Origin of the sequence: Nostoc mirabile CHAB5784 (assembly GCF_020829645.1) — a bacterium.
GTDB lineage: Bacteria > Cyanobacteriota > Cyanobacteriia > Cyanobacteriales > Nostocaceae > Nostoc > Nostoc mirabile.
In genome coordinates, this window is the sequence record NZ_JAIVFS010000139.1 from 1 (window position 1) to 15,921 (window position 15,921).

The window sequence follows — 15,921 nt, forward strand, 5'->3', positions numbered from 1 at the left end:
GACATTGCTGTAGTAGCATATTTATCTCGCCTATGGGTAAACCCTGACAGGCACGAAAGAGCAATTGCAGTGCTGATGTTTTTTCTGTTGTCTTTAACCAAGAATTGCGATCGGTTACAGCGCGGCGTAGGCGATCGCACCCCTCAAACTGCTGAAGCCGGGAATGACTATGCCCAACCCAGGTATCACAAAACTGCTGCACAACCACCTGCACCTGCTGTTGGTCTGGAAGTGGATGTGACAGTACAGGAATAAAAGGCTGTAATTCTAAAGATAGTTGAACGTAAGTTTCCAATAACACCCAGTAATGACGTTGTTGACTCCAGAGAGCTTGATGACAGGCATTGAGTAATTGATAAGTACATTTTTGACTTATTTTGCTACCATCACCCTCATTTAGCATTCCCTCCAGTAAATAAATACCCGATTGATATTCCTCCAGAAGATACTGAATAATGTCCCCGTCTTTACCTCTGTCAGTTGACTGTAAGATGTACTGACCTTGATGGTGAATTAATTTCTGTAGTCCACAGTAACCAGGATTCCAGACAAAGACTGACAAAGAACGTTCTTCACCCCAATGGTAAAACTGCTGTAATATCTGTATTCTGTCAGGCGTATGATACTCCACAGCCACAATTGGAGTATTTTGGTCAGCCAGAGCAGGCCAGTCTGTTATCAATTTCATAAACCTGACTTTAACAACTTACTTTCTCCTTGTAGAGCAAATTTATTACTGATGCTTTAGCCACACGGATAATTATTACTAACGGGTTGGCTATATTTCTTGTGTGAAAAAGAGCGATCCTCAGATCTTGCACCTGCCCAATCTACCGCCAGAGAATAAATTCTCGCTCTTACAGCCCAAGTCCACTCAAGTGGACTGAGATCTTTGCCATTGATAGATTTAGTCCTCTTAAAGAGGACTTTCGCTATTAGCCATAGGTTTCTAACCTTTGGCGGTTTTTGGGACTGGTGCAAGATCTGAGGATCGCCTCCAGTACAGCGTTAATTTCGGAAACTGCTCCTAGTGCGTTTCTTTATCTCTTAATTCCAAAGCATAAATTTGTCGTCGCAGCAAAGACAGGTTTGAAATCGCAAAAAAATGAAATTGAAATGAAATGGATGTGAAAGCCGCGATTGCGGCAAGGAGGTGAAAAATTTACTTCATTAAAGGAAGCTGTAAAATGGCGTATGCAAAGCGCTCCGAAGGAATCGCTAAAGCTAGAACCAATAACAACAATCGCAACGGAGCTAATGCTAAAACATCTGCCAAAACCAATGGCACATCCGCTACAACTAAATCAAAGGTAGCGAATGCTTCACCACAAGAAGAGGCATTAGCATTGTTGAAGGAATTGCGGAACCTAATCTTCAAAAAATACGGCGTTAAGTTGCAGCTACGGGATTCGCGTGTTTCAACTAAAATCGGTCATGCAGCCCGTGAAAAACTCGGACTTGACATTGCTGCTCAGGTGAAAAAGAAAGGTGGTAACAAAAAGTTTGATTGGCAGAAATGGAATACCAAATTATTTACTAAATTGTTTGGACAACCAGATGCACTCAAATATGCACCAGAAGTAGTGGCAATTTTCATGAGTATGCTCTACGACACTATTAGCACTGACCCAGAGCAAGCAATAGCAGATTTAGTTGAATTCAACCGTGCATCTCTGGAACGTCGTAATTCTTTCCAAGAACAAGAAGAGGAAGAACTTGACGATTTAGATGATGAACTGGACGAAGACCTGTATGAAGATGAGGAGGATGAGGATATCGAAGATGAACTCGACGAGGATTTAGATGAATATGACGAATTAGATGAAGAAGATGAAGACGAGTAAATAATTCCGACTTATTCTCAGTAATTTACAGAATAATAACCCAAAATAACCTGTATTGCCTCAAACAATACAGGTTATTTTTTTGCAGAATAAAGAATTGAAAATGGAGCGAATTGCATCTTTCGATGCTGTTTCTATGAGAAAAATACTAAATATCAAGGAGTAATTCTCATGGTTAACGCTAACGTTCGCATTAATCACAATGCCCTGAATTAGATAATTCAGGGCATTGTATTTCCCGCCCACCCGCATCCAACAAACAGAATTGAATGCAGCGATTGCTGCTGAATTGAAGAGATTTAAAAGTGAACTCTAACTCAGAAGGCATCTGTCGATGCTGTCCAGGTGAGATGTAGCAATTCGTTAATCAAAGGATAATCAAATGACTCAAATGACTCGTAATCAGCAACAAACAAAAGCGTTGGATCAAGTAATAGGATATCAGGATAAAGTGCGATTAATGGTACTGGAAGTTTTACGTGAGGAATCAGGCAGAGAACTTGCTGCTCAAGCACGTTTTAATCAGCAAGAATTTGATTGGAACGAACATAACATTTACTTTCGCCAGGACTATAGCGAAACTCCCATCAATGAACTACTAACATACGCCAAACGTCTGTATGGACTGAAAGATTTGGATGCAGTACGGGAGCGGCGTAAAGCTCATAAACAACAACGTACAGCTAGATGGGCTGAAGCTTCATAATTACCTGCTGGTTCTCACAGTAGCCCCACATTTTAGTGGGGTAACTTTTTTGCCCACCCACCCTCAACTGTAAAAGCTTTATTTTACCGAAGATGCAGCTTCGCATCCCACCCCACCAAATGTTGTAATTGTCCGACTGGAAAGTTTACTAGTCATCAACTCATAAATCTGCTGGTTTGAAAGTTGAGTTGGCTTCACTTCGACTGTGGGTGCAGTTCCTCCCCTGTTGACTTGAATAATGGAATCAGCCCAATAAAACTGCTGCTGGTCAGGTTGGGAATAAACAGGATAACAGCCTTTCGAGGCGATCGCTAATTTATGCTCTACGCTAGAAACTGATGGTAGAGAAATACCAGCACGAACTAATTTTGCCTCTCCTACTGGCCCCCACAAACGCAATTGTTGATTTACACAACGTTTTCCATCCTTGAAAGGGGCAATAATGTTGCCACAAACTTTAACATCCACATCATACATCGGCGGATAATCAGGCACAGTTTGAGCTTGAGTCGTATTCTTCTCATCCTTGCCACTGACATTTACAGTAGCAGGGGTACAAGCTGTAACTATACCTCCTATTACTAGCAGCCAAAGCCAGTTAACTTTGCAGGTAAACATCTGCTGAATCCTCTTCTACGATTGAGAAATTGACAACTAATTTTTTAACTTAAACCCCGTCCATTTTGAAACCTGGAGTTTTTAAGGAGAGTATATTATTCGGTTGTGGCTTGAGTTCTGAGCTTTACTCTAATTCCAAAAAACTATGGTTTTCAAGGTAGACGCGGTTTAGATACAAACTGGCGCTGATTAGCAGGTGATGTCCATAAAGTGCAAAAACCGGATGAGGCTTTCCTGCTACTCGCTCCAATTTCCAGCGTTACCCCCAAACGCTTGACATCCTTAGCACAAACAAGTTGACCGTTTTGGTCACGACTGAGCAAATCTTGATTCCATTGCATTAGGTTGTGAGCAAACTTACCTTCATTACTGGTTGCCCATTCCAAAGCATTGGCTTGGGCTTGTGTGAGTTGACGTGGCCCGGCAGGATCTAGATGACTAGATTGATACCAGGACATTCCACCTATACTTATCAGTCCACCCACTCCATCTGCAATTAATAGCAGTATCCCCGCAGCAATTAAAGAGGGAACTGAATGAATAGCACGCTCAAATTCAGTACGCCTAATTAATGCCGCCACTATGCCGCCACTGACTGAGCGATCGCTTTTTGCTGACCTTTTACTGCTGCCTTTTCATATGTCTGGAGATAGTCATAAAGCTGCGTTTGCCACAGGTCAAACATTGCTTCCATTTCTTTGGGATTGTCTTCCAACAGTACTTGTAGCCTGCCAGTAGCAATCATCATCAGAAATGCTGGGTCATCAGGGTCTAGTCCGGTTTGGACTACTATTTCCCAAACCCTAGCTTTAAATGAATCATCTTTACCTCGAATGGCTAAATCTAGTAAAGTTGGGTAAGGAATTTGGCTCAGTCCTTTGCCTCTAGCGGCTACTGAATCCAAAAACTCATCGTCTAAATCGAGTTCTTCAGTGTGAGAATTACTCATATCTGTATTTGCTTTTAGCTAATTAGCGCCCTCGTACCCTACGCTCATTTGGTAATTTGATTTGATGGTGGGAGATGTCACCGAAACAGTGCTGAGTGCTGAGTAATTAGTCCTGAGTAAAAAAGTAAAATTAATTGCACAGGCTAAACCCCCCGCTATCCATGTACACGACTCCTGAATTAGATTACTTCTTGGTAGCAACCTTGCCGTTGACATTAGCATCATCAACTTTTTCTGTTGGGGAAGTAATTGAAGCTGCTGGAAGATTCCAAATTTTAGCTTTCTCAATTTCCTCAGAAGCTCTTTTGAGAAAACTGTGTAATCGCTGCTTACCCAATACACCTAACTCTCCATAATCTCTAGCCGCAGAAAAATTTATTTGATTGGCATCGAGGATATCCCGCTCTCGATAGCTGAACTTGGGAAAATTGATGACAGCTACTTTATAAGCTTTGATTAAATCCTGTAAATCCTTACGTCCATCTACGTGTTTCCAGTCATCGCATAAACCACAATTGCGTACAAAGATATGCTTAATCTTGTTTTCAAAGCGTCCGAGAGATTGCATAAATAATTGAACACTATCATAACCACCACTACAAACAAACCACTTATATATTTTGACCTTATTTTTTCCAGTAATTTCTAGGATTTGATTCCGCTCAATCCAATCAGTTACTGCTGGGTATACTTGAGCAGGTAAATTAACAATGACAGAAGTTGTTAGTGCTAAATTAAAAATTTCATCAGCATTGTAAGCTTTACGCTCTGATTCGCTAAAAACTGCTGTTTTATGATTATCTGGGTAAAATGCGCCCACATCTGGATTACTTTGGTCTGCTTCTACCAACTCATAAGAGAGTTTATTGTCAATGCAGTATTGCACCATAACCCGTGCAAACAAAGACTTGCCAACTCCACCTTTTTCACCATCAATGAAGTGAATTGCTGCCATTTTCAATCTCCTTTGTGATTTAATAAATGTGCATTAATAAATACTTAAATATTCTCAAACATATCGTCTGTTTCATCATAGAAAGACCCCTCACCAGGAATGAAGGAATCAGAATCTATTTTATGTTTTGGCTGGTTGTCACTATTACTACTGCCATTGCCTTTACTTTTAGCTTTAGCGCTAGCATTACTATCATTTTCATCATCAATACCACCGCTATTACCAATTTCTAGACCGAACATAGTAGCAAGGGTTTGAGGATTGGTCATAGTGCTGAGAGGTACAGGCAAAACATCACTTGATTTATGTGGTAATCCTAGTTCCATTCGCAAATAAGCCAAATGTTGTTCCAGGGCATGACAACAAATTAACCCTACCTGACGCACCTCTTTATCACTAATTTGTACATCCGCATTTGCTTGAGCTTGATATGCTAAAGGCAACCAACACATTCGTAATGCCTGTAATATCATCTCTTTGCTAGTACTGACTCCATTTCCTTTTTGCAAATATATAATTAGCTTTGCATCAACAGTATTTGAGTAAGCACGAAGCCGAAGAGTCAAATTTTTATATTGTCTTTGTCTGTTAGTATCAGTTTCTTCAGACAGCCTACGACTACCGTTACTACTGGGCTGTCTATTATTGTCATTATTTTTGGGTTGTTTTTTATTTGTAGTCATGCTACCTTCTCGATTTGCGCTCTAAACCGCATAAACAAACCAAACGCATCAATCAACCTAAACGACAAAGCTTCCTGCTCTCGGAAAGTATGGCAATAATCATTACTTTTATCCTTGAATACTTCTTGTACCTGCTGTTGTAAGTCAGCACCCCAATAAGTTGAAATTTCTTGAAAGCAGTCTTGTAACTCTTGCTCTAAGTACAATGCTGCGCCACCACTCAAAATCACCTCGTTCACCGCAGGTAAAGTTGATTCCAGCCAATCGTAAAGCCTAGACCAATACTCAGCTTTAGCAGTAGCAATGGCATTAACAATCATCTGCAATTCATAATCAATATTTTTAGGTTCTCTGCTTTTGACTAGAGCACGAATTGCTTGGTTATCAGCCGTGATATCTGAACCGGCTGCATAGATGGCAGAGGTCAAAGCAGTGGCATCCTGTCCAGATGTGCGCTCAATTACTCGCTTTACCATTTGGTGAAAGCCCAGCCCATTGGTATAACCCACCGTCATCTTGCCCCGTTCAAATAATAGAAGGCTGGTATTGCGATGCCCAAACATTAGCACTGCAATGGTTTGGGCGTTGAACCATTCTTTACCATTCTGACGTTGGCGAATCATTGCCAATCCCGCACCTTCGGGTAGGCACTCGAATCTCTCCAGCTTCACCCGCAACCTTTGACCCCGAAACCTAAAATCCTTGAGTGCAGACTGCAACTGTTGCTCAAATGCTTGGCGATTTTGATATTCACCATAGGGTAGTAGTGAGGTCAGTGATAGTGAAAACCTGTTAGGCAATTTGTTGTGTTGAGCGATCGCACCAATAACCGCCAAGGCTTTGTGAATTGAGGTTTCGTACTTGAGCTTATCGAGTCTGGCAGATGCTGAAAACTGCCGTGCCAGGAATCCCACTACCTAGCAAGCTATGTTGCTGTCCGGACATTTTTTCTGGGGAGAAAAAACGCACCCCCAGGTGCGGCAACAAACTTGCCCTCTTTTCACGGTTCCCCTACCTAAGTAGGTCAACCACCGTGACAGAGGGGAAGATGATACGAAAATTCTCTTTAGGAGTTCAGCCTGGAAAATTTCTGCAAGGTTTGGGCGGATTAGCTTTTCAATTGCGCGATGAGCTACATCCCGCCGTAGGCGATCGCTATCTTGACTTCCTTAGTACTCAACCAAAGCTATTGCAGCGCATTCTATTATCTCGCGTCGCATCTTGGTATTGAACCAGAATCGTAAGTAACCGCTTGGTCAATGACAAATGATAGTGCAGTCGTCAAACTTAAAACAGCTAATGACTAATGCATCAATAATGCGACAAAAACGCTCACACAGGATAGACATTAGACTGACTTTGGCAGAATACGAGAAAGCACAGTTAACGGCAGATGAAAATAATCTCACTATGAGTGAATTGTTTCGTGCCAAGACTCTGAAAAATAGATTGCCCAGGCGTGTCACCAAAGTAGCAGGCCAAACTTACTGGGAGTTGGGGAAAATAGGTAACAATCTCAACCAAATAGCTAAAGCAATCAATACTTCAGTACTTATGGGAGAACCTGTGGTCGTAGATAGAGCATTGTTGTCACAGGTAAGAGATTTGGTGAAACAGGTACGGCGAGAGATTGCTGAAATTGATTTAATTACTGATTTACAAGATGAAGGATGATTGGCAAGCACATCAAAGGTAAAAGTTTTCGGGGACTGCTAAATTACCTCTTTGGCAAAGATGGAGCAAGACAAATCGGTGGGAATATGGAAGGAACAAACCCACGCGAACTAGCAGCTGAATTTGGTATATCTCGAAGATTAAACCCGAAGGTGAACAGGGCTGTTTATCACGCTTCTCTCAGTTTGGCCCATAAAGAGAGTTTAGATGATGATACTTGGGATGAAATCGCCCAAAAGTATCTGCAAGCAATGGGTTTTAATATGAACCAATATGTCGTAGTGCGGCATACTGACCGTACTCATGAACACATACATATTGCTGCCAGTCGCATTCAATTAGATGGGACTACAGTTTCTGATAGCTGGGACGATCGCAGAAGTGAAGCGGTAATTCGCAAGTTGGAGCAGGAATACAATTTGCAATCGGTGCAACCAAGTTGGGAAAAAGATAAGCACAGTCCAACTACTGGCGAACGTAGGCAACTTGCCAGAACTGGAGAGGAAAGCGTTAGGGTCAAACTTCAGCGATCGCTCGACCAAGCAACCCACGACCATCCTACTATGCCAGAGTTAATAGAGCGAGCGCAACAACAAGGTATTAATGTCCGTGTTGGTTATACTCGCACGGGCAAAGTCAAAGGCATTAGTTATCAACTTGATGGTGTGGCTTTTAGTGGTACGCATCTCGGTAAAGCATATACCTTTCCTGGTTTACAAAAGCATCGAGGGGTAAACTACAGTCCCAAGCGGGATGACAAACGTATCCAGAAACTGATGGAGCAAGCTGTTGAAAATCCCACACCAGCAGTGCCTCCAAAACAGGATGACAAACGCACAAAGAAACTGATGGAGCAAACTGTTGAAAATCCCACACCAGCAGTTACTCAAACAAACTCCTTGCCTATACCAGAACCAACAAACTGGGAGCAAATACGCCTAAAATTAAGCCAGCAGTACAATTTACCTAATTCTCTGCTCACAGAACTGTATGAAAAGGGTTGGCTCTATGCGAGTCAAACAGGTCAAGCAATATTTGTGGAACGCACGCTCGACGATCTTCCAACTCTTGCCAAGCAGCTAGAACCAACAGGTAACTTCACCGCCATTCCCCTGAACTCTGAAGCTACGAAAAATGGTAGTTTTTGGATTGCTACAGATGCCACAGTAAAAAGAGCAGTGCTACTAAGTGACCCGATTGAAGTTCTCTCTGTGATTGCCTTAGAATCAACTGTTGACAAAGAAAAGCGCAAACCGACATTGTATTGGAGTGTAGACGATAGCGAGCAAATACCTTTAGAATTTTTGCGAGCGATCGATACAGTGGTCATCGCTTTTAAAGATTATGAGAAAGTTGAGGATTTGATAGCTGAGATACTGGCTGAACTACCTCAAGCCAAAAAAGTTTCTCCCGGTGAAGCAGGCTGGAATAGGATGCTAACCCTGAGCAAACTGCAACCCAATCAAAGTCGAATAGCAGAGTCTCAAGGTTGGGAACTTTAATATTAGTAACCAGAGTTAGGGTTTAACTGAGATTTTGTAAACAAGAGCGCGATTGCGCCACTGGGAAATGAACTTGTAGGCGTAACTGCCATGACCTTCAATCCCAGACAAACAACCATTAAATTCTTAAGACAAATAGGCTTTACCACCGGAACCAAAATTTGGCTCAGGATTTCTTGGGACTTGCCCACAAACCTAATACCTAAAAACTGGAATAACTACTGCCGCAACGGTCAATTTGTCTACTCCCACTACATTTTCTGCGGTAAAATCACCCAGCAAGGATTTCAACTCTACTGCTGCACTTACGGAGGTCGAGACAAACAGGGCAATACCTGCTGGCGGCTGACACCTAAACGCTATGCTGATGGTTGGGCATTGGCATTTAAAATGTCATACCTTGGTGCTACAGTCAGCTTTTATCCCAACCAACCAGATAAGGGAATCAGCAATCAGCACGTTAGTCAATGCCAATGTTTATTTTACGAAATTGATGATTTGGCATTGAGTGAGCAGCGACAAGCTGTAGACTGGCTAAAGGATGAAATGAACTTGGAACCCGCCGCCGTAGTTTATACAGGTGGAAAATCCCTGCACGTTTACTTTAAATGCAGCCATTCCTTGAATCCTGCTGAATGGCTGTACCTCAATCGCCAACTGACGATTATCCAAAACGCAGATCCAGCCATTTGCAACTTAGCTCGTTCCATGAGACTGCCAGGTATGGTTCGCAGACGGGTGGTGGATGGAATATTGAGTGCAACCATCCCCATTACCCTAGAGCATTGGTCAAACTATCAGTACAACGTGAAAGAGCTAGAAACCGCATTTGATTCTACAGCCTTATTTCCCTACGAACTTTCTGAGCAACGTTGGCGCAAGTGGGTGCAGCTTCTCACAAGAGCGAAAAATGGAGAAGTTATCGACCCACAAGCAGCGCTACTGCAACCTTCTGTAACCGTCCCTCGCTCAACCTTACATTGCCGACGAGGGACAGTAACACAGGCTACAACCAGAGATAATTGCTCATCTCTTAAACAACTACGCGCTAGCGGAGTGTCTGTTCCTTTGTCTATCTGTTTAACTTTGAGCGATCGCACTTTACTAACTTATGGCGAATCTGAGGGAAACAGAAACAATTCTGGCTATAAATTAGCTCGTAATCTACTGGGTACATCTAATTTACTCACTAGAAACCGAATCGCTTATCATCCTGAACCACGCCAACTATTTGACCGATATTGCGATCGCTGTACACCTCCACTTGAATCAACTGAGGCGGATACAATTTGGCACAGTGCGAATAAAACAACAGCCTTTGCCAGTCGGGATTTTGGCTCTATCGCTATGAGCATTCGTAAGTGGAAGTCACACCGCAAATCAAAAAAGCAATGCGTCAGAAAACCAAAAAGATTAGTTAACGCGAGGTTGACAAAATCGATGTAATACCCTTCCAATTTTTACCCATAATCTACCGTGTACACCTATCTCTGTACAAGATTAAAACGGTGTGGGACAACTCCAAAATAGTTGTGTGTACACGGTAGCCCTATTTTGGGGAGACTATATGACTATTAAAGGTACTATCTCTAGTTTTATTTTCCCATTTTTGGTAAATAAGACTGACGATAATTGTTCTTAGCCATCAGCCTAGCCTCACGCTTTGTCCACTGTTTTTGTAAAGGAACATCAGCCAATCTCTGCAATAATATGAATACGCTATCATCTCCAGTCAAGCGAGCGATGATTTGAGCGATCGCCTTACAACAACTCCAAGGATGACGCACCACCTGAACTTCTGCAAATCTCACCACACCCCAATTGCGCTCCAAGAAAAAACGGTTACGGATTTTATCGTCATCAACATCAATGCAGTGGTGAGGTTTACCTGTATCTCCAGCATAAGGTTCATCAATCTCAATATCGAGAGCTAACCCAGAAGATTGATGGTAAAGGATAAAATCAGCTGAGTAACGTCGAGACGAACCAGGAATTTCAAATTCCACCGCTTGACAGATAATATTCTCCAGAAAAGCACACAGTAAATGGCGAAAAAATTGCTTTTCACTGACACCTTGCTTGGCCGTACCATTTACATTTGGTAATTGAACGCATCCTTGAAACGAAGTTTTCAAATGCTCCCGTCCTTGATAAGCATTAAACCGTCTTGCTAGTGGTGGATAAAGGATAACCGGATAGTAGCTAGTAGACATTAGTAGTTATCGGGCTGATCGCGCTTAACACTTTTGATTCGCAAGTATCAACCTTAATTGTAATCAAAAAAATTATTTAAGGCACTGACCAAGTACATAATAATATCATTCATCGTCACCTAAAACCCGCTAATCTCATCCGCCGTCAGCAATATGGTAAGCTGGTTTTGATTAATTTTGGTGCGGTTAAGGAAATCAATACCCTTCTCATTCAGCAAAGCAAACTCTTTAGTGGTACTTGGACTATTGGTACACCAGAATATATGCCTGATGAACAAGCAAAAGCTCATACCATATTATCTTCTAATGTCTATGTTGTTTGAATGATTATTATCCAAGTAATGACAGGAATATAGCTATATAATTTACAATTTTACACCAATATTATTGAGGTAATTTTGCATAATTTAGTACAGGTGAGAGATGGTTTAGCAACAGTTTTAGAGACAATGCTGCGTGTTGATTTTAACAAGCGTTATAATTTAGCTAAGGAAGCCTTAGAGTTAGTGAAAACTTTGATTAATCCTGTTCAAGCAACAATTAATCAATCTCATCTTCAAACTCTGTTTAAATTTATACCTCTACGACAAAAATCAATGAACCTTCCTCACTAAATTGCCGAATATTCCAGCATCTAACCCCAATCAACCTAATGATCAAAATCCTCGATTAATGGAGATACCCATGAAAGAATTAATGAAACAGCCTTCATCTTGGCTACCAAATGGAATAAAACTTAATCTTTCCGATCAGTTTCGTCCTTTTTCTTTTACTGAAGAATTACAAATACGTTTAGAGGAACTATTAGAAAAAAATAAAGAAAATTTACTCAATCCAGATGAACAAGCAGAATTAGCTGGTTTATTGGAATTAGAAAAAATCTTTAGTTTTATCAACGCTAAACTTGCGTCTTAATTGTGGTTATCAACAATTTTGTTCGCTTAAACGTCCGTAAAAGGGCAAAATACTTATGTGAATATTGTCACTCTCCAGAACGCTCAAATGCAACACCCTTTACAATTGATCACATTATTCCTCAATCTTTAGGAGGAACAGACGATCTCAATAATTTGGCTTTAGCTTGTCATCGTTGTAATCAAAGACGGTATAATTTTACAACTGGGATTGATCCAGAAACACAAACTGAAGTTCCATTATTTAATCCGAGAAATCAAAATTGGTCAGAGCATTTTATCTGGACACAAAATGGGTTAAATATCATTGGAACAACTCCTATAGGTCGTGCAACTTGCAGTCGTTTTGATTTTAATGATCAAGACCATGATGATGGGTTTATTCTAAATTCCCGTCAACTTTGGTTAACAGCAGGTTGGCATCCACCTATTGATGATCTACGTCAATAGTAAAAGAATATCCATCTTAATAAACACTAATAAATTAAACTTTTTCGGGTATTTGTGTGAGGGTTTGGAATCCTAGCCATTGACAGATAAACTTGCTGCGGTTGCTCTCCAGACGCGCTATCGCGCCACGGTTTCTAGCGTTAAGCAAGCAACATTTATGCAAACACTGACAACTTCACTTGACTCAACTACTGCTGCTCATCAAAATCTTCAACCTAAACAAGAAATTGCTTTCAATTTCTCTTTCAATACTAATTTAGATTCAGGCACTATAGCTATCTTAGAACAGATTGAAGCTGAATATGAATACTATCAAGTTTGTGAGGAGTGGTAGTCATGAATTTAGCACTCGCTCAACAATCCTTAGCAGGACTTTCCCAAACTGCTGCTCATCTCTGGCAACAGCTAACTAATTGCCAGACTCCTGAAGAAGAAGCTGCTATCATCACCGCTATTTGGGAAACTCAGGAAGTTCAGGAAGAAGTTGTTGATATCCAAGCAGAATTAGCATTGCAACTGGATGCTGAAATAGCGGCTATTAAGCAACGACTAGAACATCTAAAAGCTGTACATCAATCAGCACTGTTAAGACTAGAACACTGGCGACAAAAATTAGATGAAACTATTTTAGAACAAACCGCCGCAGGAATTCTACCTGAGCAAATGATTGGTAATTCACTTCGCATCACAATTCAAGAAAATCCACCAAGTTGTGAGGTGCTGATAGATGCAGAACAATTGTCTCCAAAATACCGTAGAGAAAAGACTGTTTACTCAGCAGACAAGAAAGCTATCATTGCTGCTTGGAAGAAAGGTATTCCTGTAGATGGCACTCACATCATGCGTAAGCGCCGAGTTATTTATGCTTTGACAGCAACGGCAATTCACGACTTCAAAGACTCGCTTTTAACTTAACAATAGCTTTAACTAATTTATCAGCCAACAGCAGAAATTTTACTGTTTTGTTGGCTGCTACTTATACGTCAACTAAAAAGTTTTTAGAAGTCAAGACAAGCGGAGATTTCAGGTAAATACAGAGAGGGAGCAAAACAACCTATTAGTTAGCATTTCAGGCGATACCCCTAGCTCAGAAGCAAGCGATGTCTGGCGACAAGCCTCATAAGCATCTACGCTCTTAAACCAATGGTGAATACTCCTGATTCACGATGGCTGAAACTCCTGTTTTTACGTTATCAAAAGTTTGTGGAGAACTTGTTTTAACTGTTTCTCTAACTGCTCATTTTTAGCCAACTAAACACCTGATCAACAGTTAACTCCAAGTCTATCCCGGCTAACACTGGCAAACGCTCATCACCCTGCAAAAGTTCTGGTTGTTGATTTGGACGGAAAACCAAAATAGAACGATCTTCTGGGTCTATTAACCAACCTAATTGGCAACCATGATCTAAGCAATAGAGAATATTGCCTGTGACTCGATTTGAACTTTGTTCGGGAGAAAGAATTTCAATTGTCCAGTCTGGAGGAAGCAGAAAATCACTATCGTCTTCCCCATCAGCAGCAAAGGGAATACGCGACCAGTTGAAAACCGCTACATCAGGTACTACTGAGCGGATACCAAAACTACAGCGCAGTTCTGGAAAGGCATAAGCAATATGCACGCTTTCGGCAACATCATTAATACTGTTGCATAGCCTTAACTGTAATCGGCTATGCTTCCCTTTTGGCATTGGCTTCTGAATAATTTCACCATTAATGTAAATACTTGCAGGCTTTGTTTCTGGTAGCTTGAGAAACTCCTCTAGAGTCAGGGATTGGGTAATTACCGTAGACATGGCTCAGTCGAGAAAAGCAAAGGGGATATGTTTTAGTCTAGCAGTACCTACTCTCAAAAACAGTTTCTACATCTGGCTACCGCCACAACCGCTTGCACACTAGTTAACAAGGCCAAAAAAGCTATGACTACAAAATGGCTAACACCAGAACAGGCCATTGTCAAAGCCAACCTCACTGTTACATCTGAAACCTTAAAATCTTACATTTCAGAACAACAGGGAAAAACCACTGCTGAAGAACAATTCCAAGCTTTAGGATTGCTATTTGACAGGGAACGCTTACGTGCAGTAAAGCTAACTTTTTGCAACTTTTAGAACCAGTAAGTGATGAAAATAGCTACGACGAAGATGAAATTGACTCTCATCAGTTAAACGACGATGACATAGAAACATCTGCTACCAACAAGGTAAATCAACTAGAACCATTTATTTTTGAGCAATGCAAAGTTCAAATTGTCATCACTTTACTACCTACACAACAAACAGGAGATAGACCTGTAATGATTGCTGCTAGCAGTCACGGTGATTTCCCTGTAGTTACCATACTCAATCAAGAAGAACTCGGTGATTTTCCACCTGCAATTGTTCAACTATTAGACGAACTGAAAGCCGATTTTCCTAATCGCCAAATTCGCCGGAATATAGCCCAGACTAAAGTTGTCAAAACCAATAAACCGCCCACTGCCCAGGCTCCAACTCGCACTCAAACTGCTAGCTCAGATATTACTAAACCAGGCAGTAATACTACGCAAATTTCCCTGTTTTAAATGCCATAACTACTACAAATACCAACAAATTACTTGTTATCTACGAAGGTCAACAACACTGGATTCCAGAAGCGATCGCTTTTGATGACCAATTATTACGAGATGCTTTCACTCCTCTTTGCGCTGAACTGGCAAACACAGACATTGAGCGTCAACCAGGAGAACCCATTCATATCATTAAGAAGCCCGGTAAAAAAGGTACTTCTTCTCTAGATTCCCTGATAGTGGCTCCTGAAGAAATTAACCCCGCAGTCCAAATGTGCTACCAAATGCGTCAACGTCAGGTCATAACCGGAATTGACTGGCAAAATGCAGCACAGCTATCAGTCCAGATTGAAGAGGCGATCGCAGCTGGAACAGAATTTTCTCAGTCACTCAACCAAACCCTAAAATCCCTAATAGCCTGCACTCCCACATCTAGCGTTATCCCTGAAGGTTTTTGAATGCTGACAAAAGGGCTTGGAAATTGACTTGAGGGATAAATGATTGTCCACATTACAGCAGTTAGCATTTCGATTGAAGTAGACCCCACACCCTACCTCTGTCTCTTTGTTATTCAATTCCGGCCCCCATAATAACGAGTTGCACTAAAATATGTCTCACCTCGTACCCTTCAGTATGGCAGAGGCAATCTATAGTCTTTCTCAGTGCCAATTTACCTTAGATGCCACAGAATCACTTGATTATTTGGAAACGGCGTAGAGCTGGCGAAGCTGTCACCAAGTGCAAACTAAACGGTTTAGTTTAGAGGACGAGAAAACTTGATTTAAGTAACTATAGTTAAAAGTAATAAATAATACTAAAATTAACGGGAACGGCTTTGAGATTCAGAATCCTTAGATGCCTTATATGG

General features: G+C 41.2%; 23 protein-coding genes and 1 pseudogene. 15 read left to right on the top strand and 9 right to left on the bottom strand.

What is annotated here, in order from left to right; translation table 11 throughout:
- Positions 1-688 (bottom strand): annotated as a pseudogene (locus LC653_RS39905) (AAA family ATPase); the annotation flags it as partial.
- A gap of 499 nt (positions 689-1,187) precedes the next feature.
- Here LC653_RS39905 and LC653_RS39910 point away from each other — a divergent pair.
- Together LC653_RS39910 and LC653_RS39915 are read left to right on the top strand one after the other, a co-directional pair.
- Positions 1,188-1,844 carry a primosomal protein gene (locus LC653_RS39910; RefSeq protein WP_229500854.1) on the top strand — a complete coding sequence of 219 codons (657 nt, stop codon included), beginning with the start codon at positions 1,188-1,190 and terminating at the stop codon, positions 1,842-1,844.
- Between the two features lie 382 nt (positions 1,845-2,226).
- A complete protein-coding gene (locus LC653_RS39915; RefSeq protein WP_229500855.1) occupies positions 2,227-2,550 on the top strand; it encodes a hypothetical protein in 324 nt (107 codons plus the stop codon).
- A gap of 78 nt (positions 2,551-2,628) precedes the next feature.
- On the opposite strand, the gene LC653_RS39920 is transcribed toward LC653_RS39915, so the two are convergent.
- The 6 genes from LC653_RS39920 to LC653_RS39945 all read right to left on the bottom strand — a co-directional run bounded on the left by LC653_RS39920 (position 2,629) and on the right by LC653_RS39945 (position 6,669).
- Complete coding sequence (locus LC653_RS39920; protein ID WP_229500856.1) at positions 2,629-3,168, bottom strand: hypothetical protein; 540 nt, start codon at positions 3,166-3,168, stop codon at positions 2,629-2,631.
- 152 nt (positions 3,169-3,320) lie between these two features.
- A complete protein-coding gene (locus tag LC653_RS39925; RefSeq protein ID WP_229500857.1) occupies positions 3,321-3,749 on the bottom strand; it encodes a DUF6753 family protein in 429 nt (142 codons plus the stop codon).
- Positions 3,749-4,117: a DUF6753 family protein gene (locus LC653_RS39930; RefSeq protein WP_229500858.1), complete on the bottom strand. Its 369-nt coding sequence runs from the start codon at positions 4,115-4,117 to the stop codon at positions 3,749-3,751. The genes LC653_RS39925 and LC653_RS39930 overlap by 1 nt, the downstream gene beginning before the upstream one ends.
- Before the next feature lie 184 nt (positions 4,118-4,301).
- The gene (locus tag LC653_RS39935; protein ID WP_229500859.1) at positions 4,302-5,072 is read right to left on the bottom strand and encodes a mobilization protein; all 771 of its coding nucleotides are present in this window, start codon (positions 5,070-5,072) and stop codon (positions 4,302-4,304) included.
- A gap of 44 nt (positions 5,073-5,116) precedes the next feature.
- Positions 5,117-5,755 carry a hypothetical protein gene (locus LC653_RS39940; RefSeq protein ID WP_229500860.1) on the bottom strand — a complete coding sequence of 213 codons (639 nt, stop codon included), beginning with the start codon at positions 5,753-5,755 and terminating at the stop codon, positions 5,117-5,119.
- Complete coding sequence (locus tag LC653_RS39945) at positions 5,752-6,669, bottom strand: ParM/StbA family protein (protein WP_229500861.1); 918 nt, start codon at positions 6,667-6,669, stop codon at positions 5,752-5,754. Before LC653_RS39945 ends, LC653_RS39940 begins: the two co-directional genes overlap by 4 nt.
- A gap of 134 nt (positions 6,670-6,803) precedes the next feature.
- Here LC653_RS39945 and LC653_RS39950 point away from each other — a divergent pair, with 134 nt between their 5' ends.
- From LC653_RS39950 to LC653_RS39965, 4 genes are all read left to right on the top strand, one after another.
- Positions 6,804-6,986: a hypothetical protein gene (locus LC653_RS39950; RefSeq protein ID WP_229500862.1), complete on the top strand. Its 183-nt coding sequence runs from the start codon at positions 6,804-6,806 to the stop codon at positions 6,984-6,986.
- Between the two features lie 68 nt (positions 6,987-7,054).
- Complete coding sequence (locus tag LC653_RS39955; protein ID WP_229500863.1) at positions 7,055-7,429, top strand: plasmid mobilization protein; 375 nt, start codon at positions 7,055-7,057, stop codon at positions 7,427-7,429.
- On the top strand, positions 7,426-8,931 hold the full coding sequence (locus LC653_RS39960; RefSeq protein WP_229500864.1) for a relaxase/mobilization nuclease domain-containing protein: 1,506 nt from the start codon (positions 7,426-7,428) through the stop codon (positions 8,929-8,931). The genes LC653_RS39955 and LC653_RS39960 overlap by 4 nt, the downstream gene beginning before the upstream one ends.
- A gap of 90 nt (positions 8,932-9,021) precedes the next feature.
- Positions 9,022-10,377 (top strand): hypothetical protein, encoded by a 1,356-nt coding sequence (locus LC653_RS39965; RefSeq protein WP_229500865.1) that lies wholly within the window; start codon positions 9,022-9,024, stop codon positions 10,375-10,377.
- A 149-nt stretch (positions 10,378-10,526) separates the two neighbouring features.
- Here the strand turns inward: LC653_RS39965 and LC653_RS39970 are convergent, their stop codons facing one another.
- Positions 10,527-11,144, bottom strand: a complete 618-nt coding sequence (locus LC653_RS39970; protein WP_229500866.1) for a hypothetical protein — start codon at positions 11,142-11,144, stop codon at positions 10,527-10,529.
- Positions 11,145-11,311: 167 nt separating this feature from the next.
- Between LC653_RS39970 and LC653_RS39975 the strand changes: the two genes are divergently transcribed.
- The 6 genes from LC653_RS39975 to LC653_RS40000 all read left to right on the top strand — a co-directional run bounded on the left by LC653_RS39975 (position 11,312) and on the right by LC653_RS40000 (position 13,423).
- Entirely contained in the window at positions 11,312-11,467 is a 156-nt protein-coding gene (locus LC653_RS39975) for a hypothetical protein (protein WP_229500867.1), read from the top strand.
- 75 nt (positions 11,468-11,542) lie between these two features.
- Complete coding sequence (locus LC653_RS39980; RefSeq protein WP_229500868.1) at positions 11,543-11,758, top strand: hypothetical protein; 216 nt, start codon at positions 11,543-11,545, stop codon at positions 11,756-11,758.
- Between the two features lie 70 nt (positions 11,759-11,828).
- Positions 11,829-12,059, top strand: coding sequence for a hypothetical protein (locus LC653_RS39985; protein WP_104902270.1), 231 nt, complete (start codon positions 11,829-11,831; stop codon positions 12,057-12,059).
- Positions 12,060-12,061: 2 nt separating this feature from the next.
- The gene (locus LC653_RS39990) at positions 12,062-12,508 is read left to right on the top strand and encodes an HNH endonuclease (protein WP_229500869.1); all 447 of its coding nucleotides are present in this window, start codon (positions 12,062-12,064) and stop codon (positions 12,506-12,508) included.
- A 79-nt stretch (positions 12,509-12,587) separates the two neighbouring features.
- Entirely contained in the window at positions 12,588-12,842 is a 255-nt protein-coding gene (locus tag LC653_RS39995; RefSeq protein ID WP_229500870.1) for a hypothetical protein, read from the top strand.
- A 2-nt stretch (positions 12,843-12,844) separates the two neighbouring features.
- The gene (locus tag LC653_RS40000) at positions 12,845-13,423 is read left to right on the top strand and encodes a siphovirus Gp157 family protein (RefSeq protein ID WP_229500871.1); all 579 of its coding nucleotides are present in this window, start codon (positions 12,845-12,847) and stop codon (positions 13,421-13,423) included.
- A 314-nt stretch (positions 13,424-13,737) separates the two neighbouring features.
- Here the strand turns inward: LC653_RS40000 and LC653_RS40005 are convergent, their stop codons facing one another.
- Positions 13,738-14,301 carry a Uma2 family endonuclease gene (locus LC653_RS40005; RefSeq protein WP_229500872.1) on the bottom strand — a complete coding sequence of 188 codons (564 nt, stop codon included), beginning with the start codon at positions 14,299-14,301 and terminating at the stop codon, positions 13,738-13,740.
- Between the two features lie 123 nt (positions 14,302-14,424).
- Between LC653_RS40005 and LC653_RS40010 the strand changes: the two genes are divergently transcribed.
- The 3 genes from LC653_RS40010 to LC653_RS40020 all read left to right on the top strand — a co-directional run bounded on the left by LC653_RS40010 (position 14,425) and on the right by LC653_RS40020 (position 15,511).
- On the top strand, positions 14,425-14,616 hold the full coding sequence (locus LC653_RS40010) for a hypothetical protein (protein WP_229500873.1): 192 nt from the start codon (positions 14,425-14,427) through the stop codon (positions 14,614-14,616).
- Positions 14,604-15,068 carry a hypothetical protein gene (locus LC653_RS40015; RefSeq protein ID WP_229500874.1) on the top strand — a complete coding sequence of 155 codons (465 nt, stop codon included), beginning with the start codon at positions 14,604-14,606 and terminating at the stop codon, positions 15,066-15,068. Before LC653_RS40010 ends, LC653_RS40015 begins: the two co-directional genes overlap by 13 nt.
- Positions 15,069-15,292: 224 nt before the next feature.
- Positions 15,293-15,511: a hypothetical protein gene (locus tag LC653_RS40020; protein WP_229500875.1), complete on the top strand. Its 219-nt coding sequence runs from the start codon at positions 15,293-15,295 to the stop codon at positions 15,509-15,511.
- Positions 15,512-15,921 lie beyond the last annotated feature (410 nt).